General features: G+C 57.2%; 23 protein-coding genes and 4 pseudogenes. 18 read left to right on the top strand and 9 right to left on the bottom strand.

What is annotated here, in order from left to right; all coding sequences use genetic code 11:
* Positions 1-66 precede the first annotated feature (66 nt).
* Complete coding sequence (locus PspS35_RS04270; protein ID WP_159932911.1) at positions 67-1479, bottom strand: TolC family outer membrane protein; 1413 nt, start codon at positions 1477-1479, stop codon at positions 67-69.
* Between the two features lie 1282 nt (positions 1480-2761).
* On the opposite strand from PspS35_RS04270, the gene PspS35_RS04260 reads away from it, so the two are divergent.
* The 9 genes and pseudogenes from PspS35_RS04260 (at position 2762) to PspS35_RS04220 (ending at position 8255) form a co-directional block, all read left to right on the top strand.
* Positions 2762-3118, top strand: coding sequence for a helix-turn-helix domain-containing protein (locus PspS35_RS04260; RefSeq protein ID WP_159937977.1), 357 nt, complete (start codon positions 2762-2764; stop codon positions 3116-3118).
* Between the two features lie 298 nt (positions 3119-3416).
* Positions 3417-4385 (top strand): annotated as a pseudogene (locus tag PspS35_RS04255) (DUF4113 domain-containing protein); the annotation flags it as partial.
* Between the two features lie 27 nt (positions 4386-4412).
* On the top strand, positions 4413-5054 hold the full coding sequence (locus PspS35_RS04250; RefSeq protein ID WP_159932909.1) for an SOS response-associated peptidase family protein: 642 nt from the start codon (positions 4413-4415) through the stop codon (positions 5052-5054).
* A gap of 53 nt (positions 5055-5107) precedes the next feature.
* The gene (locus PspS35_RS04245; protein ID WP_159932908.1) at positions 5108-5305 is read left to right on the top strand and encodes a hypothetical protein; all 198 of its coding nucleotides are present in this window, start codon (positions 5108-5110) and stop codon (positions 5303-5305) included.
* 308 nt (positions 5306-5613) lie between these two features.
* The gene (locus PspS35_RS04240) at positions 5614-5868 is read left to right on the top strand and encodes an AbrB/MazE/SpoVT family DNA-binding domain-containing protein (protein ID WP_159932907.1); all 255 of its coding nucleotides are present in this window, start codon (positions 5614-5616) and stop codon (positions 5866-5868) included.
* Positions 5865-6212, top strand: a complete 348-nt coding sequence (locus PspS35_RS04235) for a type II toxin-antitoxin system ChpB family toxin (RefSeq protein WP_159932906.1) — start codon at positions 5865-5867, stop codon at positions 6210-6212. The genes PspS35_RS04240 and PspS35_RS04235 overlap by 4 nt, the downstream gene beginning before the upstream one ends.
* Before the next feature lie 13 nt (positions 6213-6225).
* The gene (locus tag PspS35_RS04230) at positions 6226-6708 is read left to right on the top strand and encodes a hypothetical protein (RefSeq protein WP_159932905.1); all 483 of its coding nucleotides are present in this window, start codon (positions 6226-6228) and stop codon (positions 6706-6708) included.
* Positions 6709-6733: 25 nt separating this feature from the next.
* Positions 6734-7102 (top strand): hypothetical protein, encoded by a 369-nt coding sequence (locus PspS35_RS04225; RefSeq protein ID WP_027606810.1) that lies wholly within the window; start codon positions 6734-6736, stop codon positions 7100-7102.
* 61 nt (positions 7103-7163) lie between these two features.
* Positions 7164-8255: a hypothetical protein gene (locus PspS35_RS04220; RefSeq protein WP_159932904.1), complete on the top strand. Its 1092-nt coding sequence runs from the start codon at positions 7164-7166 to the stop codon at positions 8253-8255.
* 52 nt (positions 8256-8307) lie between these two features.
* Here the strand turns inward: PspS35_RS04220 and PspS35_RS30185 are convergent.
* From PspS35_RS30185 to merR, 3 genes and pseudogenes are all read right to left on the bottom strand, one after another.
* Positions 8308-8594: pseudogene (locus tag PspS35_RS30185) on the bottom strand (integrase); the annotation flags it as partial.
* 28 nt (positions 8595-8622) lie between these two features.
* On the bottom strand, positions 8623-9054 hold the full coding sequence (locus PspS35_RS04215) for a GNAT family N-acetyltransferase (protein ID WP_178123087.1): 432 nt from the start codon (positions 9052-9054) through the stop codon (positions 8623-8625).
* Between the two features lie 293 nt (positions 9055-9347).
* Positions 9348-9779 carry an Hg(II)-responsive transcriptional regulator gene (gene merR, locus PspS35_RS04210; RefSeq protein ID WP_003425050.1) on the bottom strand — a complete coding sequence of 144 codons (432 nt, stop codon included), beginning with the start codon at positions 9777-9779 and terminating at the stop codon, positions 9348-9350.
* A 71-nt stretch (positions 9780-9850) separates the two neighbouring features.
* Between merR and merT the strand changes: the two genes are divergently transcribed.
* From merT to merB, 5 genes are read left to right on the top strand one after another with little or no spacing between them, the layout of a single operon-like run.
* On the top strand, positions 9851-10201 hold the full coding sequence (gene merT / locus PspS35_RS04205) for a mercuric ion transporter MerT (RefSeq protein ID WP_003425049.1): 351 nt from the start codon (positions 9851-9853) through the stop codon (positions 10199-10201).
* A gap of 17 nt (positions 10202-10218) precedes the next feature.
* Positions 10219-10494, top strand: coding sequence for a mercury resistance system periplasmic binding protein MerP (merP, locus tag PspS35_RS04200; RefSeq protein WP_003425048.1), 276 nt, complete (start codon positions 10219-10221; stop codon positions 10492-10494).
* A gap of 12 nt (positions 10495-10506) precedes the next feature.
* Positions 10507-10941, top strand: a complete 435-nt coding sequence (gene merC / locus PspS35_RS04195; RefSeq protein WP_003425046.1) for an organomercurial transporter MerC — start codon at positions 10507-10509, stop codon at positions 10939-10941.
* Positions 10942-10976: 35 nt separating this feature from the next.
* Complete coding sequence (merA, locus tag PspS35_RS04190) at positions 10977-12659, top strand: mercury(II) reductase (protein ID WP_003425044.1); 1683 nt, start codon at positions 10977-10979, stop codon at positions 12657-12659.
* A gap of 12 nt (positions 12660-12671) precedes the next feature.
* A complete protein-coding gene (merB, locus tag PspS35_RS04185; RefSeq protein WP_003425042.1) occupies positions 12672-13310 on the top strand; it encodes an organomercurial lyase MerB in 639 nt (212 codons plus the stop codon).
* Positions 13311-13405: 95 nt separating this feature from the next.
* Here merB and PspS35_RS04180 read toward each other — a convergent pair.
* The 5 genes and pseudogenes from PspS35_RS04180 to PspS35_RS04160 all read right to left on the bottom strand — a co-directional run.
* A pseudogene (locus PspS35_RS04180) lies at positions 13406-13702 on the bottom strand (plasmid pRiA4b ORF-3 family protein); the annotation flags it as partial.
* Between the two features lie 3 nt (positions 13703-13705).
* The gene (locus PspS35_RS04175) at positions 13706-15211 is read right to left on the bottom strand and encodes an IS66 family transposase (RefSeq protein WP_003425038.1); all 1506 of its coding nucleotides are present in this window, start codon (positions 15209-15211) and stop codon (positions 13706-13708) included.
* A gap of 37 nt (positions 15212-15248) precedes the next feature.
* Positions 15249-15593: an IS66 family insertion sequence element accessory protein TnpB gene (gene tnpB, locus PspS35_RS04170; protein ID WP_003425037.1), complete on the bottom strand. Its 345-nt coding sequence runs from the start codon at positions 15591-15593 to the stop codon at positions 15249-15251.
* A gap of 197 nt (positions 15594-15790) precedes the next feature.
* Positions 15791-15979, bottom strand: a pseudogene (locus PspS35_RS30495) (transposase); the annotation flags it as partial.
* 219 nt (positions 15980-16198) lie between these two features.
* On the bottom strand, positions 16199-16561 hold the full coding sequence (locus tag PspS35_RS04160) for a hypothetical protein (protein WP_159932903.1): 363 nt from the start codon (positions 16559-16561) through the stop codon (positions 16199-16201).
* 176 nt (positions 16562-16737) lie between these two features.
* Between PspS35_RS04160 and PspS35_RS04155 the strand changes: the two genes are divergently transcribed.
* The 4 genes from PspS35_RS04155 to PspS35_RS04140 are packed head-to-tail and all read left to right on the top strand — an operon-like array spanning position 16738 to position 19289.
* On the top strand, positions 16738-17448 hold the full coding sequence (locus tag PspS35_RS04155) for a methyl-accepting chemotaxis protein (RefSeq protein ID WP_159932902.1): 711 nt from the start codon (positions 16738-16740) through the stop codon (positions 17446-17448).
* A 10-nt stretch (positions 17449-17458) separates the two neighbouring features.
* A complete protein-coding gene (locus tag PspS35_RS04150) occupies positions 17459-18247 on the top strand; it encodes a TIGR03759 family integrating conjugative element protein (RefSeq protein WP_159932901.1) in 789 nt (262 codons plus the stop codon).
* On the top strand, positions 18232-18789 hold the full coding sequence (locus PspS35_RS04145; protein WP_033899010.1) for a lytic transglycosylase: 558 nt from the start codon (positions 18232-18234) through the stop codon (positions 18787-18789). Before PspS35_RS04150 ends, PspS35_RS04145 begins: the two co-directional genes overlap by 16 nt.
* On the top strand, positions 18786-19289 hold the full coding sequence (locus PspS35_RS04140; RefSeq protein WP_033899014.1) for an integrating conjugative element protein: 504 nt from the start codon (positions 18786-18788) through the stop codon (positions 19287-19289). The genes PspS35_RS04145 and PspS35_RS04140 overlap by 4 nt, the downstream gene beginning before the upstream one ends.
* The last annotated feature ends 1 nt before the right edge of the window (position 19290 follow it).

The following is a 19290-nucleotide window of genomic DNA, read 5'->3' as shown; positions in this document are numbered from 1 at the left end:
CTACGCCAGATTCATGGTGGTTGTGTGACAGTGGGGTCTTGTGGAAGCTTGAAGTGCGCACCTTGATTAACGCTGATTTCGTGCATCCACCGGCAGAAAGTCTCTATCGGCGTCGTAGTTTTTAGTCAGGTACATAGCCAGGCTGGAGAGATCGGCTGGACTCAGCGTCCCAGCGGCCTGTTTGAGTTTCAACGTGTTGATGATGTAGTCGTAGCGTGCGTTGTTGTAATCCCTGACCGCGTTGTAGAGTTGACGCTGGGCATTGAGCACGTCGGCCGTATTGCGTGAGCCCAGTTCACGCCCAACCTGGTTGGCTTTAACAGATGCCTGGCTGGACAAGATAGTCTGGCGCCTCGCGATCACTTGCTCGGTATCGGAGTTGACGGCGCGGTGCAAATTACGCACGTTCTGCACGACTTCACGCCGTTGGTCTTCGCGCTCATCCTCGCTCTGTGCCAGACGCTCGGTGGCTTCACGCACCTGGGAACGCGTAGAACCACCCGAGTACAGCGGAATATTCAACTCAAGCCCCACACTGCGTTGCGCGACGTCGCCGTAATAGCCGGAACGCCCAAAGTCCGTGGGATTGCTGTAGCCGAAATTGTCGTTATCGCCCTTGCGATAGGAGACCACCGCATCCAGCGTCGGCGCAAAACCCGCCTTGCGTTGGCTACGCGTATGCTCGGCGGCGGCGACGGCATAGTTGCTCGCCGACAACGCAAGATTTTGTTGCACAGCCCGGCTGACCCACACATTTGAGTCGTTGGGCTGAGGCGTTTCTATTGGAAGTTGATGCGCAATCGCCTCAATGGACGAATAACGCTGTTTCGTCAGTCGAGAAAGCCCCTCGAAGGCATCCTCCACTTTTCGCTCAGCCAGCTTGCGATTAGCGGTGGCCGTGTCGAAGGCAGCCTGCGCATCCAGTAAATCGGTAATGCTTGAAGCGCCATTGTCCAAACGAGCCTGCGCTTGCTGCTGCTGACGCAGCAACGCGGCCTCTTCAGCCTTGGATGCAGCCAATAAGTCCTGTGCGCGCAGCGTTTCAAAGTAAGCCTGCGCAGCGCTTAACATCAATTCCTGCTCTTTTGCCGACAGCTCCAGTTCTGCCTGAGCGGTACTCGCCTGCGATGCTTCAAGCGCAAACCAGCGATCAAGCCGGAACACCGGTTGATTTAAATTGGCTTGGAATACTTTTTGATTACGGGTACGCGTCAACGAAGGTTGGTCGCGTTCCAGTCGCACCGCTTCCACCGACCCGCCAGCGCTGAGGGTGGGAAGTAACCCCGCTTGCGCTTGAGGGATAGCCTCACGTTGCGCACCGAACGCGTGTCGGGCGGCGGAAAGCTTTGCATCGTTAATGACTGCTTGCTGGTAAACACTCATCAGGTCTGCGCGCCGAAGCTGATCCTCGGCTAGTACCGGATTGAAAACGCCCAATACACAGGCAATCACACAGCAAATCCTTGTGCAGTTACTCATGACAATCCATTTTCAAAACCATGCCTCTCGGCATTCGTGGGGCTACAGGTATCGCAAATCGGCAAGGATTGTAGAGCGTTAATTGTTACCGTTTGGAGTTTGCGCGCATCCGCGAATTGCCAAGAATCACTTGCCGTTGATCTATAGGGCACATCCAAAAAAACGCAAGCGGCCGGGGAAGGCCCGTAAACCATCGTGCATCCTAAATCGGATGCTCACGATGTGAGTGAGTAAGCCATTTGCGGCGCTCGACATCACTAATTGATTCGGGATAATCGTTACCGATTGAGGTACTAGATTCTTAATGCGGCATAACCTGCACCTTACGCCAAATGGTTTGAATCGGTCCTTCTTCCGTAGACGCTTTCAAAGGACCGCTTCTGGCCGACTGCTGCCCTTCGCGGTAGGCTGCTTAGGATCCCATACGACCGCAGGGAAGCCAGCTAAACGATCCGTCCGATGATGGCCGTTTTCTGACTTTCACGACGAGCAGAAAACGACCGAAAGCTGCCCTTGGCTGACTTACCCAATCACTACCTCACTGTCGGGGCAGTCCTAGCGTTTCAAGTGGCTACCTCATGCAGCTAATACGCCGTTCCTACTCCAAACCCTTCAAAGGCTAGGTAATTCAGTAGTGTGCCCGGCCCGATGCTTTGATTGCCAGTGTCGGATTCAGCACGCAATGGCAGGCTCAGCAGTTTCTGGTGCAGTTGCAGGAACGGCTGGCCAGGTTCGGTTTATCGCTCAACGCTTCGAAGACACGGCTGATTGAGTTTGGTCGTTTTGCTGCGAGAAATCGTAGAAAGCGAGGCTTAGGTAAACCGGAGACGTTTGACTTCCTGGGTTTCACGCACTGTTGTAGTACCAACAGAGGCGTTGGGTTTCAAATACTGCGACTGACGGTCAAGAAGCGAATGCGTGCGACGCTGCTGGCTATTCGGGATGAGCTGAAGCGCCGACGTCATGAACCCATCCGGCCTCAAGGGCAATGGCTCACTCGGGTGGTGAGTGGTTACTTCAATTACCACGCGGTGCCAGGAAACTTGAAACTACTGAGTGGTTTTAGGAAGGCCCTATGCCGATATTGGCGTCAGGCTCTCGGGCGACGCAGCCAGCGAAATCGGCTGCAATGGTCTCGCTTCGGGTTGCTCACAGATCACTACATACCGAGCCCAAAGAATGCACACCCGTATCCTGAGGATCGCTTCGCGTCACGTACCCAAGGCAGGAGCCGTATGCGGTAGTTCCGCACGTACGGATCTGTGCGGGGGGTGGCAGGTAACTGCCATCCCTACCGCGACCAGAAGTTCTCAGCCGTGCTGCTAATCGCTGGTCACTGGGAATCGTCCACATACTAGGTGTGGCGGGACGGTTGTCGCATGCAGAGATAGTCAGGTGCATGAGCGGCGAGACGCAGCAAATATTGACCCGTAGCTTTCGCCAGTTGGAAAGAGACGGTTTGGTAAAATGCCAGGATTACAACGAGGTGCCGCCACGTGTCGACTACGAATCATCCGAACTGGGGCGGGGCCTGCTAGCGCGGGTGACTCCATTGTGGACGTGGGTGGCAGAGAACAGAGAAGGTTTTCGCGATGCTCGCATTCTTTACGACTTTGACATCTCGAGTGATACGACGTGACGGCTTCTGGCCGATTTCTGCCGGTCAAGGCTAACCAGTGTGCTGGTCAAGTCAATGCAAACGACCGGTCAAGTCCATGCAATTACGCATATGCGCAAGTGCTTAGGGACGTCAGCTGAAAAAAGGTCAAACGCGATGCAGCTAGCTAATAGAGGGTTGGATCAATGCAATGACGTATGGGCACCCCTTAGATTTTTCGCGGGAAAATGGAGGTGAAGTATGGACATCAGAGATCAGAGTCAACAGCAGACCATGACTGCTCTGTGGCTATGTCCATAGTTCACAATCTTCCCTTTAGATTGATGAGATTTTCTGCGACCTGACAGGCATGCCTGGCGACCTCACGGAATTCGGCCGAAAGATCCGTGCCAAAGTCCTAAAACACACCGGGATCCCAGTAGGTGTGGGAATTGCCCACACCAAAACCCTGGCGAAACTGGCCAACCACACCGCGAAACGGCTGCAGGCGCAAACTGGGGGCGTTGTGGATCTGTGCGACCCTTTCAAACGCGACTGGGTGTTGCGCAACACCGCTGTTGAGGAGGTATGGGGCATAGGTCGACGCATGACGGCGCACATGCAGGCCCTGGGCATTCACACGGCCATGGACCTGGCCAAGGCGGATCCTGTCTTGCTCGGCCGCAAATTCAGCGTTTTCCTGGAAAAAACCGTGCGTGAGCTGGCCGGCACGTCGTGCCTGGCGCTGGAGGAAGCGGCGCCGGCCAAGCAGGAGATCTGCTGCAGCAGAATGTTCGGCGTGCGCCTGGAGAAGATTGAGCCGATCAAAGAGGCGGTGGCCACCTATGCGCAGCGTGCGTCGGAAAAGCTCAGGGCCCAGCATTCGCTGTGCAAGAAGATCCGCGTCGGCATCCGCACCGGCATGTTTAACCCCGACGAAGCCCGCTACGCTAACGGCGTGCTGGTGGAGCTGCCTTATCCTACCAACGACGTGCGTTTGATCACCAAGGCCGCCACACAGGCCGTGGAACGTCTTTTCCGCCCAGGGTTCCGATACAGCAAGGCTGAGGTGTTGCTGATGGATTTGCGTCAACCAGGTGAATTTACCGATGATCTGTTTGCGCATACCCAGCCGGCTGCGGCCGACAAGGTGATGAGCGTCCTGGACGAAATCAACAACCGATGGGGACGCGGCACGCTGCGCGCCGCGGCTGTGCCGGCGGCGCCGGCCTGGGCAATGCGCCGGGAATTGAAAAGCCCGAGTTACACGACCAGGCTCGACCAGTTATGGACGGTAAATGCCAATTGAGGCGTCAGGATCCGGAGGAATTTGTGTATGTGCAGCCATTACGAAGCACCGGCGCCGCAGCGAGTGGCCGAGACATTCGGCATCGAGCCTTTCGAGCAGGGCAAGTTGGAACTGTACCCAGGCTACACCGGCCCCTTCGTTCGCCAGGTGGAGCACGTCGAGGTCGATGCGGATTCGCCGGCGCCGGTGGAAGGGCTGGCAGGCTCGTTCGGACTGATTCCGTCCTGGAGCAAGGACATTAAAATCGCTCGGCACACCTACAATTGCCGATCGGAAACAGCCAGTCAAAAACCATCGTTTCGCACGGCTTGGCGCAAGGCCCAGCATTGCATCATTCCTGCTGCAGCTATTTACGAGCCTGATTGGCGATCAGGGAAGTCAATTTCAACGCGTATCACCCGCGCGGACGGCGAATTGTTGGGCATCGCGGGACTATGGGAGCAATGGCGCGATCCCGGTACCGGGAAGATCCTGCACAGTTACACTATGTTGATCATCAATGCGGACGACCACCCCTTCATGCGTAACTACCATAAGCCTCAGGATGAAAAGCGCATGGTGGTGATTTTGCCTAAAGGGCTGTACGCCGATTGGTTGAAAGCCCCGGCCGTGGATAGCATGGAGTTTATGCGCCAGTACCCGGCCGGCCGCCTGGCCGTCGCCATGTAGTCCTGGGTGCAACCCACCACATGACCCGACCTGATACAAATGAGAGTGGTTGAATGACCAAAGATGAACTGCGACAACAGCTGCAGCAGCAATTTGAGCAGCATCTGCAGACGAATCCCGATGCTGTGACGCTTTATGCGGCAGAGCCGGAACCGGAAACACGACCTTGGAAAAAGAAACCGAGCCTGCTCGACCAGGCGTTTGCACAAGACCTGGCCGAGATTGAAAAAGAACTGCAGGCCAAAGACTAACTTTCCGAGAACACCAGGCAGGGCCTGCGACAGCCTGCAACAAACGTTCAGTCGGCTTTATCGGCAAGCAGGCATCAAGCTTGGATCGTCACATAGCTAGCCAAGGTGCTGACTGCAACCGGCGACTTTGAGACTGTTCCAACCATCCTTGGCCACGCCCAACTCGATCATACCAAGCCTTATCTTTCAGTTGATCCGATCACTATACGGCGTGCTGTTGAATTTGCATTGTAGAGACTATGTTTATACAAAGTGCTTGAGATTGCTGCGCTGCGTATCTACAATGTGTCTACGATATGGAGGTATTTATGCAAGTGAAAATACAGCAGTGGGGCAATAGTCAGGCGATCCGTTTGCCGTCTACCGCTCTCAAGCAGATGAGCCTGGTCAATGGAGATGTCCTGATTCTTGATGTGTCAGCTGAAGCTATGACGCTCAAGCCAGCCAAGGCTAAACCTCATTACCGTCTGACCGATTTGATGGCGCAATGCGATTTGACCGCACCAGAGCCAGCAGAGCTTGCTGCTTGGAACGCAATATCACCGGTAGGACGTGAAGCGTGAAGCGAAACAAATTTAACCGTGCTGACATTATTCGTCTGAATCTGAATCCCACCGCGGGCCGCGAGCAGCAAGGTGATTTTCGTCCGGCGTTGGTCCTAACGCCGGCGGCCTACAACGCCTCTGGGCTTGCAGTTATTGCCCCAGTCACGCAGGGCGGCGACTTTGCTCGCTATGCCGGATTTGCGGTGCCATTGAGCGGTTCAGGCACCGAAACACAGGGGGTTGTCCTGTGTAATCAGATTCGTACTGTTGATCTTGAGGCTCGTGGCGCTAAGCGAGTTGAGTCAGTGCCCGAGATGGTGATTGACGATGTGCTGGCTCGTGTCCAAGCGCTCTTTGAATAACAGGGATGCGTCGATGAGCACTCCAAAAACACACCTGCCTGCATTCCAGGTCGTCACCTATGCGCGTGATTTCCTGCGTGCTGCTCAAATACTTGAGCAGCACGCAATCGGCGGAGAAACCGATCTTTTCTCGGTAGCCGCTATGACTGCGGGGCTTGCTTCGGAGCAGTATCTGAAGTCATTTCTGGTCGAGCAGAACCCAGCGTCACCGTCATTTTTGAAGCTCGTTTCAGGGCTTCCCCAGAACAAGCATGACCTCTTTGGCCTGTACCAGAAAATTCCACCTGACCTATGCGCCCTTTTGCATGACGTATCCGAACGGCTTAGCCCAGGATTTCCATTGATTGACCGGATCAAGCAGTGTTCTCAGCTTTTCACGCACACACGCTACGGATATGAAGCGGATTCCCTTGCAGTGCTGCGGTCGGAGGTGTTTGAGCTTGCACCTCATCTGGATAGGGTTCTTACAGAACTGACAAAGTCCGTCGTTGCATGAGATAGCCAACGATCAGGGAAAAGCCATGAAATACAAAATTTTAGCTTCGTTGATGGCTGTGAGCCTGAACACCGTAGCGGCTCAGAAAAGCTTTGAGCTGCAGAGTTGTGATGTAGAAAGCCAGCGTGCAGTGGTTGGTGAAACTGGCGGTAAGATCAGTGACACCAGACAAGCCCACATATCAGTGAGAGCAAACGTTCTGAGTGCTGATATCAGCACAACGCGAAAAGCGCGCAAGCTTACCCAGGTTGAAGCTGAACGTATGCTCAACCGTGTTGAAGCGATCCGGGACCAAACCAATCAATTCGTCGAGCAGCAGGGTTTCTTGAGCGCGGCAGAGAAAGCTAGCTTTGACCGCGAATTCGATGCTATTGCGATGCGGCTGTGTAAGTAGGAAAAGAAGCAATAACCACAGGTCAATTAGATAAATGACATCCTCCTGCTTGGAGTTAACTATGCGCGATGCGCTGCCCCCTCTAGAAAAAACATCGCACCAGTTGCTCTATCTCATCTACGGCGACCAGGCTGTCTACCGGCGCGAAGCAAAATTCAGCATGCTGACCGCCTTGGCCCAGCTCAAACGGGGCGAGTCGCTGTGCATCAGAGTTATGACTGATCGCCCGCAGGATTACGCCGGTTGGCCGGTTGACACAATCGCCCTGAGCAATCAGACCATGATCCAATGGCAAGGTGAAAACGGCTACCACCACCGACGTAAGGCCTGCGCGATCGCGGAAGGGCTAAAACTGGCAGAAAAAACCCTATTCGTAGATACCGACACGCTGTTCCTGGATTCCCCCCACCGTATATTCGGACGGATTGATCAAGGACGGTATGTGATGGATCGCTTTGAATACGACTGGAGCTATGTCTGCGAACGTCCAGACTATGTAAAGCTCGGTCAGCGGCTAGAAGCATACGGTATCTCGGCCAGCAATAGTTTCAAGCTGTACAACAGTGGTCTGTGTGGTCTCAATGACAGTGATACGCCGCTGCTCGAAGAGTCGATTCGACTGATCGACGAGTGGACTCAAGGATCATTCGATATCCATACTATCGAGCAAATCGCCCTATCATTCGCGATGCGCAACAAGCCAATTCAGGAAGCGAAAAACTACGTTTATCACTACTTCGCCGAAAAGCGCTTCTTCCATGCTATGCAAAAGCACTTTTTCAGTCGACATGGTGAACAGTTTCACCCTGAACTGCCCGCCCTCTGCACTGAAGTGCCGCGCTGCAAACCTGTGCCGTCACCCTGGCAGCGCCTGCGGATCAAGTGGAAACTGCGTAATACACGCAAAGGCATGAAAAAAGTCTGCCGTGATCTACTTTACGGAAGCGCCGCACCTAACCATCCGTACTTCGAAGTGTGCCGTCATGAATGGTGGGAATCAGCCTCCCGGGAGATTTTGCGTTGGGACGAAGGCCAACAGAAAAGATTTTTCGGCGCGGAATATGGTCGATGGCCGAAACACCTGCCCAAACCGAAACGGTCGACCGACGAACAGACCATAATCGCCTACCTGCGCGAGCGAATGGGGCATTAACGACTTCTTGGATTGCTGCTCCAAGACTCGCAGATGCTCCAGGCGGCCTTTGATGATCAAACAGGCTGGCCAACGCCGCCAGTTTGCACCGGATCGTGGCGCCGGCCAGGCCTCAGGTTTCCAGTTGAGCGCGCCAGGCCAGCACGCGCGCGGGTGACTGCGGAACTCATCGGCGCCGGTGAGCCCGACAAACCTCAGAAGTCTTCCAGGTCGTGTTGATAAGCGCGTCGGGGGGCGTGGGTTGTCGATATTGGCGCACCATTCCACCGCCGCCGGCACGCTGGCCAAATGCTGGAATTCACCAGTGCTTAGAGGACATTCGCCGATCGGCAACAGCACGGCGGTGGACTGGGGGGAGTGAGTTCTTTCATCGTATGCCCGGGCCTGCAGGCCGACCTGCCGCGTGCTCACTGGCGACCCATTCCCAGTATTTACGGTGGGAGCGGTCGTTTACAGATTCCGGCACCAGGTGCTGCCAGCGTTGCTTTTCCAGGTCTTGTCGCTCGTCGCCGCGCAGCTCCTCACCGAGCACGGCGCCGGCCGCTGCGAATCGCCGGCGAGCCCGGTACCAGAAACCATCGGATGAGGTGCACTGATCCAGCGGCACAATCGGCACCTGGTGTGTGCGCCACAGCTGCCATAGCACTGCCAGGCCGATGCCCTGCCTCCGCTGCGCCCGTTCAATTTCGATCATGTTGATGTACACGCGATCGCCCAGCGGACTGATGCCGTAATCGACGTGGCCAACCGGGTGGCCACCGACCTCGATGTTGTCCTGGTAGTCGGTACCGGGAAACACGAAGCGTAAGCGTCCGAACTACACCGCCTTGCATCTCAGACCTTAATCCCCTTTAACCGCTGATTGACGCGCTCACACTCAAAAACTGCGAAATTGCACCCCACTTGACCACCCATTTGCGTTGCAACTGACCAATCATTTGCATTCGAAGTGATCAGGACTCTCGGCTCTGTAGGGTAAGAGCGTGGCTAAAAGCAGACCGTAGGTTTGGCCAGTCAACGGGGCTCATTGAGCGCCGCTCTTTTCCTGTTCAAGCCGACAAACAGGGGGGCAATGAAACGGGAAATCGTAGGCTAAGGCGCGAAATTTTCGTGGCTATCTATTCCATGCAGCGAATCGATCAGCGGGCAGCTAACCGTCCCGTGGCTCGCGCAACAGTCATCAACCAACTGCGCCAGGACCAACTCGATCCGCCGCAGATCCGCAAGTTTCCCCCGCACGTCTTCGAGCTTCTGCTCGGCGTGCACACGCGCATCATTGCAGTGCGTACCGTCATCGAGCCGCAACAGTCCGGCCACTTCATCGAGGCTGAAGCCCAGCCGTTGTGCGGACTTCACGAATTTCACCCGTGCAATATCCGCCTCGCCGTAGCGACGAATGCTGCCGTAGGGCTTGTCCGGTTCGGGCAACAGCCCTTTGCGTTGATAGAACCGAATGGTTTCCACGTTAACCCCGGCTGCCTTGGCAAAGACGCCAATGGTCAGGCTTTCCGCAGTGTTTTTCATACCGCTTGACTCCGTACCTGACTACGGAAATAACCTTAACCCATCGATCAAACATTCGAAAGGTTGAACCCATGTCTGAATCACAAAAGGGCCGTGGTGCACTCCTCGCTGGAGGTCTGGCGGCGATCCTTGCGTCCACCTGCTGCCTGGGCCCGCTGGTGCTAATTGCCCTGGGCTTCAGCGGCGCCTGGATCGGTAATCTCACCGTTCTGGAGCCCTACCGCCCGTTTTTCATCGGCGCGGCATTGTTGGCGCTGTTCTTCGCTTACCGGCGCATTTTCCGCCCGGCTCAAGCCTGCAAACCCGGTGAGACCTGCGCAATTCCGCAGGTACGAACTACCTACAAGTTCATTTTCTGGCTCGTGATGGCACTCGTGCTGGTCGCGCTCGGTTTCCCCTACATCCTCCCGTTGTTTTACTGATCAGGCAGGAGTCTCCCATGAAAAAGCTGTTTGCCGCTCTCGCGCTCATTGCCGTGGTTTCCCCGGTGTGGGCCGCCATCCAAACCGTCACCCTGTCGGTACCGGGCATGACCTGCGCCGCCTGTCCGATCACGGTCAAGAAAGCGCTGACCCAGGTCGAGGGCGTGACCAAGACCGAGGTGAGTTTCGAGAAACGCGAAGCCATCGTGACCTTCGACGATGCCAAGACCAACTCCGAGGCCCTGACCAAGGCGACCGAGGATGCCGGCTATCCATCTACCATCAAGCAATAGGAGGAAATACCAATGAGAAATCCTCTCAATCTGTTCACGCGGATCGGTGACAAAGCCAGTTCCGTCGGTGTGCTGGTTTCAGCCCTAGGCTGCGCCGCGTGTTTTCCTGCTCTGGCTAGCTTAGGCGCTGCAATCGGTCTGGGCTTTTTGAGCCAGTGGGAAGGCCTGTTCATCACCACGCTACTGCCCTTGTTTGCGGCCCTGGCGCTGCTCGTCAATTCCCTTGGCTGGCTCAAACATCGGCAGTGGCAGCGAACTGCACTCGGCCTGATAGGCCCTGTCCTGGTCTTGGCTGCGGTGTTTTTGATGCGGGCTTATGGCTGGCGGAGCGGTTGGCTGCTCTATATCGGTCTGGCCCTCATGCTTGGGGGCTCGATCTGGGATCTCGTGTCGCCCGCCCACCCCCGTTGCGCCCCGGGTGCCTGCCCACCACAGCCAAAACAGTAATGCCGCAAAGAGACCCATTTGAGGAAGTAAACGCTATGACCACACTGCGAATCCACGGTATGACCTGCGCCTCCTGTGCCGACCGCGTCAGAGATGCTCTGGAGGGAATCTCCGGCGTGCACCGGGCGGACGTCTCCTACGCCGGTGGGAAGGCCGAAATGACGGCCGACGCGGCTGTCAGCCGTGAACAAATGCAAGCCGCCGTCGAGGCCCTTGGGTATCAAGCGTCGTTCGAAGTCGCCTCGCTACAACCGCGCCCCGGCCAGCTCGATAAGGCGCTGGGCTGGTTGCGCAGCGACACCGAGGTCGGCAAAAACGGCGACGCGCTACACATTGCAGTCATAGGCAGCGGCGGTGCGGCAATGGCGGCCGCCTTGAAGGCGGTGGAAGCCGGCGCCCGCGTCACTCTGATCGAGCGCGGCACCATCGGCGGCACTTGCGTCAACGTCGGCTGCGTGCCGTCGAAAATCATGATTCGCGCCGCGCATGTGGCTCATTTGCGCCGCGAGAGTCCGTTCGATGACGGAATGCCCGCCACGCCGCCGACCGTCCTGCGCGAGCGGCTGCTCGCGCAACAGCAAGGCCTTGTCGACGAACTGCGTCACGCCAAGTACGAAGGCATTCTGGAGAGCACACCAGCCATCACCGTGCTGCGTGGCACCGCTCGCTTCCAGGACGGCCACACGCTCAGCGTCGAACTGGTCGAGGGGGGCGGGCGCGAAGTCGCGTTCGACCGCTGCCTGATCGCTACCGGCGCCGGTGCGGCCGTGCCGCCGATTCGCGGGCTGCAAGACACCCCCTATTGGACCTCGGAGGAGGCACTGGCCAGCGCCAGTATTCCGCAACGGCTCGCCGTGATCGGCTCATCCGTGGTGGCCTTGGAGCTGGCGCAAGCCTTTGCCCGGCTGGGTAGCCGCGTCACCATCCTGGCGCGCAACTCGCTGTTCTTCCGCGAAGATCCGGCCATCGGCGAGGCGCTGACCGCAGCCTTCCGCATGGAGGGCATCGACGTGCTTGAGCAGACACAAGCCAGTCAGGTGACCCACGCCAACGGCGAATTCGTACTGACCACCAACCACGGTGAACTGCGCGCCGACCAACTGTTCGTCGCCACCGGCCGCACGCCCAACACCCAAAGCCTGAACCTGGAAGCGGCGGGTGTACTGTTGGATGAACGCGGCGCCATTCAGATCGATCAGGGCATGCGCAGTAGCGCAGTGGATATCTATGCAGCCGGCGACTGCACCAACCAGCCGCAGTTCGTCTACGTCGCGGCGGCGGCTGGCACCCGTGCGGCGATCAACATGACCGGCGGCGAAGCTACGCTTAATCTCGATGCCATGCCGGCGGTGGTGTTCACCGATCCGCAGGTGGCCACCGTCGGTTACAGCGAAGCGGAAGCACAGCGCGCAGGCCTCGAAACCGACAGTCGCACGCTGAGCCTGGACAACGTGCCGCGTGCGCTGGCCAACTTCGACACGCGAGGGTTCATCAAGCTGGTCGCCGAAGCGGGTTCTGGTCGGTTGCTCGGCGTGCAGGCGGTGGCCCCGGAAGCGGGCGAGCTGATTCAGACGGCGGTGCTGGCTATTCGCAACCGCATGACCGTGCAGGAGCTGGCCGACCAGTTGTTCCCCTACCTAACCATGGTCGAGGGCCTGAAGCTCGCGGCGCAGACTTTCACCAAGGACGTAAAGCAATTGTCCTGCTGCGCTGGATGAATGGAGAGCACCATGAAATTTGCCCGCTACATTACCGAGATCGCCGAACGTCTCACCCCGACCAACCGGCCCAAAGGTTTTGCGGAGTTCTTGGTCGCGCTACTGGGTGAACTTGCCAAGGGACGCCCGATTTCGCGAACTACGCTTGCCAGGACTCTTGGCTGGCCCGCTGAGCAAGTGGCGGCTGTGCTCGAACAAGCCACCAGTACCGAATACGACAACGATGGGAACATCATCGGCTATGTCCTCACCTTGCGCGAGACGTCGCATGTCTTGGAAATTGACAACCGCCGGCTGTATGCCTGGTGCGCGCTGGACACCCTGATGCTCCCGGCGTTAATCGGCCGTACAGCTCGCGTCTCGTCGCATTGCGCTGCAACTGGAGCACCCGTTTCGCTTACGGTTTCACCCAGCGAGATACAGGCTGTTGAACCTGCCGACGTGGCAGTGTCACTGGTATTGCCGCAGGAGGCGGCCGACGTTCGTCAGTCCTTCTGTTGCCATGTGCATTTCTTCGCATCTATCCCAGCGGCAGAAGATTGGGCCTCCAAGCATCAAGGATTGACTATCGTAAGCGTCCAAGAGGCGTTCGGCGTGGGCCAGGAGCTTAATCGACATCTGTTGCAGACCCTTCCAATGAGAACATCGTGATTGGATTTCGACTCAATGTCCTACGGAGTGGGCATCGGATTTCTCTTTCCGACTTTGATCCGGTGATCCCAGCCATCGCCAAAGTCATAGACCTAGCGGAATGTCCTTTTCCCGTTCAACGCTTTGATCAGAGTCTTGCGGGTCTCCGAGTTCACGGGAGGCCCCCATCCATCGGAGTCGGGAATACCGTAACTCTCACCAGCTATTTCAAACTCATGCAGATGGTCATCGTGCCAGCCCATTGCGATCTGGATCACCGCGTGCAATTTGCCTAAGGTGATGTTCTCGGGCACCGCCACACGGCGCCAGATGGCAGGTTCGATCCACTTCAATTCAATGTGCAGTAGCAACAAATCAGGTTCGGGTTTTGGCAAGCGAACAGTTTTGACCATGGATCAGGCGGCCTCGCAGAGTTCCGTGGAGGCGAGAGAAACGTTCCAGGGCAGCAGTTCGTCGACCCGATTGATCGGGTGGTCGGCGATGCGCTCCAGCACGTGTGTCAAATAGGCTTGCGGGTTCAGGTCGTTGAGTTTGGCTGAACCCACCAGGCTGTAAATCGCAGCCGCTCGTTCGCCGCCGGCGTTGGAACCGACGAACAGATAATTTTTTCTGCCTAGCGCGACAGCACGTAGCGCGCGTTCGGCAGCGTTGTTGTCGATCTCAATTCGCCCGTCATCGCAATAGCGCACCAAGGCCTGCCACCGATTGAGGGCATAGAGAATCGCACCGCCCAATGCCGATTTTTTCGACAGTTGAGTCAGCGTCTGGTTGAGCCACGCGTGGAGTTGTTCCAGCAGCGGACTGGCTCGGCTTTGCCGAACCACTTTTCGCAGGTTGGGCGGTTGCCCTCGAATCTCGCTTTCGATGGCATACAGGGCCGCAATCCGTTGCAGCGCCTCGGCGGCAAGTGGTGAAGCCAGGTCTTTGTAGACCTCGTAAAACTTGCGCCGGGCGTGAGCCCAACACGCCGCTTCCTCAATGGTGCCCGTGGCATATAGTTGAGCAAAACCGGCATAGCCGTCCGCCTGCAAGATCCCGCTGAAGCGCTTGAGATGCGCGCGGGGATGTTGCCCCTTGCGATCCGGCGAGTAGGCAAACCAGACCGCCGCCGGTGTCGCGTCCCCCGTAGGTCGGTCGTCCCGCACGTACGTCCACAGGCGCGCCGATTTGGTCTTGCCGTTGCCCGGCGCGAGCACGCCAATCGGCGTGTCGTCGGCATGGACTTTGTGTCCGCTCATGACGTGGTGCTCAAGGGCGTTGATCAGTGGTCGCAGCAACTGACTGCTCTGGCCAACCCAGTCGGCCAGGGTTGAGCGCTCCAGCTCCACGCCCTCACGGGCGTAGATCTCGGACTGCCGATACAACGGCAAATGATCGACAAACTTCGAGACCAGCACATGGGCCAACAACCCTGGGCCGGCAAGACCTCGGGCGATCGGGCGACTCGGTGCCGGCACCTGGGCGAAGTGCTCGCAGCAGCGGCAAACCCACTTCGGACGGACATGGCGAATGACTTTGAAACGTGCCGGAACGTACTCCAGCACTTCGGACACATCCTCACCTAAATGGCGAAGCGTCCCACCGCAGCCAGTGCATTGCGACTCGGGCTGATGAACGTGGGTTTCGCGAGGTAGGTGTTCAGGCAATGGTTTACGGCGCGAAACTGCGCGAGGTGCCGGCTCGACTGGAGGTGTCATTTCGGCTTGGCTGATTTGCAGCTCATCAAGGCTCAACTGGAGCTGGTCGATCATCGCTTCCAGTTGCTCGGAGCTGCGACCGAACTGCGTACGACGCAGCTTGGCGATCATCATCTTCAAGCGCTCAATCTCTGCGTGCTGGGCAGCGATCAGCGCCTTCAAGGCTTGAAGATCATTCGGCAGGGAGTCGGTCACGAGGGTCATGCCCGAATATTACTGGGGATTTTTTCAGCGCGGCAAGTCAGACCGCGAGGACGGGTGCTGTACGAATTGGCCGGCGCCAATCAATGCCCTCCAACAGCATCGACAACTGCGCGGTCGTCAGCGACACGCTGCCGCTGGTTGCTTGCGGCCAGACAAAGCGTCCTTGCTCCAACCGTTTGCAAAACAGGCACAAGCCGTCGCCATCCCACCACAACAGTTTGATCCGGTCACCACGCCGTCCGCGAAAGGCGAAGATCTGACCGGAGAAGGGATCGGCTTCCAGTTGAGTCTGCACCATGGCCGCCAAACCGTCGAAGCCACGACGCATGTCCGTGACGCCAGCGGCGATCCAGATACGGGTTCCAGCGGGAGGGGCAATCATCGCACTAACTGCTGCAAGACGAGTTGCAGCGTCTGCGGGTCTGGTGCTCCGGTGATACGCAACTTGGCTTTTCCTACCTCAACTGCGATCTCGGAATGACACTCTGCCTGTGGCTGGAAGACTGGCGGCAGATCCATTGGCGCCTCGATCACCTGGACTGGCAAAAACGAAGCACTCTGGCTGACCGGGCCGAATAGCCCTTCTTGGTATTGCTGCCGCCAGCGAAAGACCAGATTGGCATTGACGTCATGTTCGCGAGCGATCAATGACACGGAGGCGCCAGGCTGGAAGGTGGCCTCGACGACTTGGCGTTTAAAGTCCAGCGGAAAGTTGGGGCGGCGACCGGCTCGACGGGCTGGGGCAACTGTATCCAAGATAGTGTCCACTAAAAAATGGTGTCCACTATCTTGGCCAATTTGGAGGGCTGTCAGGAGAGGGTGCTGGCCGGACGGTTACCACGAAGCTGCCCCGGGGGGATTCGCTGCGCAGGTTCACCAGCTGTACGCCGCCGGCTAACGCATCGAGGCGTACGATCTGACGGCGCTGGAAGAAGTCGCGTAGCGGGTCAAATAGGAGCATGGGCCTATCCTCGCGGGGGGCGGGTGTCAGATCCGGTTGATGTACTGGTTAGCCGGAACCGCTCCAAGGCCGTAACCTTCTACAACCAAATTCCAGTGCGTGGCCTGCTTTTTACCAGTGGGGGCATTGGAGCCGTAGACCTCACCAATGTTCAGGAGCTTATTGCCTCTATCCCACACGATGTAGTTTCCAATGCGGATGGTGTTTGCAGGATGACGCTGGACGATATGCATGACGCAGGAATAGTCGGTCATGGTGATATTGATCAATTGGCCACATTCAGTGCATGTCCACGTCTGGTTATCAAGATGGGTCGCGCCACTGTTGTTGTTATGACCATTTGGGCAGGAATAGTACGAATCGTAAGACGGAGAGATGTAAAACGTCATGGTGAGCCTTCCAGGGCTGATTAGGGTGATAACCTATTTTATCGCCACATTTTTTAAGGAGAGTTTTGGAGTCTGGCAAGCAAGCTTTGAAAAACATATTCATTGGGAAACCTATTTTCTGCTGCGCCAAATGAGCCCGTTTGAGAGGGTTGCCTCGTTTTCGCGCGAGGATGCCCATGAACCTACCACGCCCTACTCGAACCACTGCAATTCTCAGTGTCTGCCTAGTCATTATGGCGGGCATATTGGGCTATGAGCATCATCAACTTTCCCAGCTCAGCAATAGCTTAGCTGCGACTGCAGACAAAGAGTCGCTGGATGCACTGCTGACTCGGCTGGGCAAAGTAGATGAGCGGCTGGACACGGTAGACGGCAAGCACCTGGTGTCCAACGAGGACTTCCGCTCCGGTCAGCAGGCCTTGTCGAACCGGATCGACGCAGCTCAGGCCTACGCTAAGCAAGCTACCGAAACAGCCAAGGAACTCTCGCTAAATGCCGCGTCTGCAGGGGAGCTAGTAGTGCTCAAGGCCAGCGTCGAAACGCTCGATAGCCGTATTCACGAACTAAGCCAATCCCAGATCAAGCAGGCTGCTGCGGCTCCCTCCAAACCGAAAGCCATTATCCGCAAACCATCTCCCGCTCAGAAGCCCAGTACCAGCGTCGTTACACCGAAAACGCCCCCCTTCACCGTTATCGGCATCGAGTACCGGGGAGGGGAACGCTTTTTGTCCGTAGCACCGCCAGGCAGCACACAGTTAAACCAGATCTATCTAATTCGTCCTGGTGACGCCGTGGCGGGTACTGAGTGGCGCCTCAACACACTGGACGGCAGGTCAGCACGCTTTGACGTGGCTGGAACACCGCAAACTGTAACCGTCGCGCAATAGGACCTCTTTTATGTATTTCCCAACGGCCATCTCAAAAAAGCAGAGATCCACGGGCACCTCGCGGCTCACTACAGGCTTGGCTATCCTTGCCTTTGCCTATGGCTGCCATGCTGCTCCGGAACACGCTACGTCAACTACAAACACTCAAATCAACGAGCTCGGCATCCAGAATCCTTCCCAAGGTGCCAGCCAGACAGAACTCGCCCACTCTTGGGGGTTAACCCCCCAAGAGTGGACCCGTTATCGAACGGTTATGGAGGGACCACGCGGCATCTATTCACCAGGACTGGATCCGTTGACCGCACTTGGCATCGAAGCCAAATCGGCTGAAGAGCGTAGACGCTACGCAGAACTGCAGGTGCAGGCCGAGCGACAGCGTATCGATAAAGAGCTTGCCTACCAAAGAGCTTATGACCAAGCCTTTGCTCGCCTCTATCCCAATGAAAAAGTCATCCAAATATCGTCTGGCCCAACATCTGCGGCGGGCTCTGGCACCGCCACTGCTCTGAAAGGCACAGGGCGATTAGCTGTTTTTGTTCAAGACAGTTGCACCGCCTGTATCGCTCGAGTGAAAGACCTTCAGACTCAGAAACAACCCTTTGATCTGTACTTCGTGGGTAGCCAAGGTGACGACGAGACCATTCGCCGTTGGGCCATCCTGGCTGGCATCGAGCCAACCAGCGTGCGCAACCGCCAAATCACACTGAATCACGACGCCGGCCGCTGGCTCGGCCTTGGACTCGGCGGCGAGCTACCAGCTGTGGTGCGCGAGGTGAATGGGCAATGGCAGCGTCAGTAGTACGCGCAGCGCTGGCTGGCTTTCTTCTAATTGGCGCGGCAATGGCTAACAGTGCCGAGGTCCCACCACCGGCCTATCAATTGATTGCGTTGCCTGCCGGCGTTCCATCCGAGGTGCTCTATTCGGTCGCACTGCAGGAGAGCGGTACGCGACTGCGTGGCCAGATCGTGCCCTGGCCATGGACATTAAATGTCGCCGGTGCCGGCTACCGCTTTGCGACCCGTAGCGATGCATGCAGGGCACTGATGCTTGCGATTCAGACCGCTGGCCCCAATCGGGTCGACGTCGGTCTAGGGCAAACCAATATCGGTGCCAATGGCCATCGTTACAGCTACCCCTGCGAAGGACTGGATCCTTACAAAAACCTTTCGGTTACGGCTCAGATCCTGGCCGAGCAAAAAGCCAAAGGCGGGGATTGGATCACGGCCGCTGGCCGATACCACCGCCCGGCCGGCGGCGAACCCGCTGCCCGCTACCGCCGCGCATTTGCCAAACATCTTAGCCGGGTCACCGGCATCAACCTGATGGCGAACAACCCATGAATGGACTGTTGAGTTTCGTGCTTTTGCTGTGCTTGGCCACCCCAATTATGGTGAACGCAAGCTCGTTGATTGTAGTTGAAGACCGGGGCGGCGTTTCAGCCCTGCCCTACTACCAAGACTTAGCGCCTGAACCTACCGCGCAATCCGCACCAATCGAAACGATGGGGGTACGTGGCCATGGGTCTTTTCCCGTGCACTCAGACCAGCTTGTCCCCGGCCAAGAGCAGGGCCGGGTTATAAACGCGCCAGGCCTACAACCTCTTTTCCTGGTGGGTGACGATGAAATGTCCAGAGCCTGGCTGACTCAACGCCGTGAGCAACTGCAGCAGTTGCAAGCGGTAGGCCTGGTAGTGAACGTGGCCAGTGCCGAGCGATTTGCAGAGGTACAACGATGGGCAGGCGACCTGCAGATGGTCCCAGCGCCGTCAAATGACCTGGCGCAGCGCCTTGGAATCAAACACTACCCACTGCTCATTACTGCAACAGCCATTCAGCAGTAGG

Origin of the sequence: Pseudomonas sp. S35 (assembly GCF_009866765.1) — a bacterium.
In the GTDB taxonomy this organism is placed as follows: domain Bacteria; phylum Pseudomonadota; class Gammaproteobacteria; order Pseudomonadales; family Pseudomonadaceae; genus Aquipseudomonas.
The sequence above is the reverse complement of the archived record's forward strand: the minus strand, read 5'-3'. Positions and strand labels throughout refer to the sequence as shown.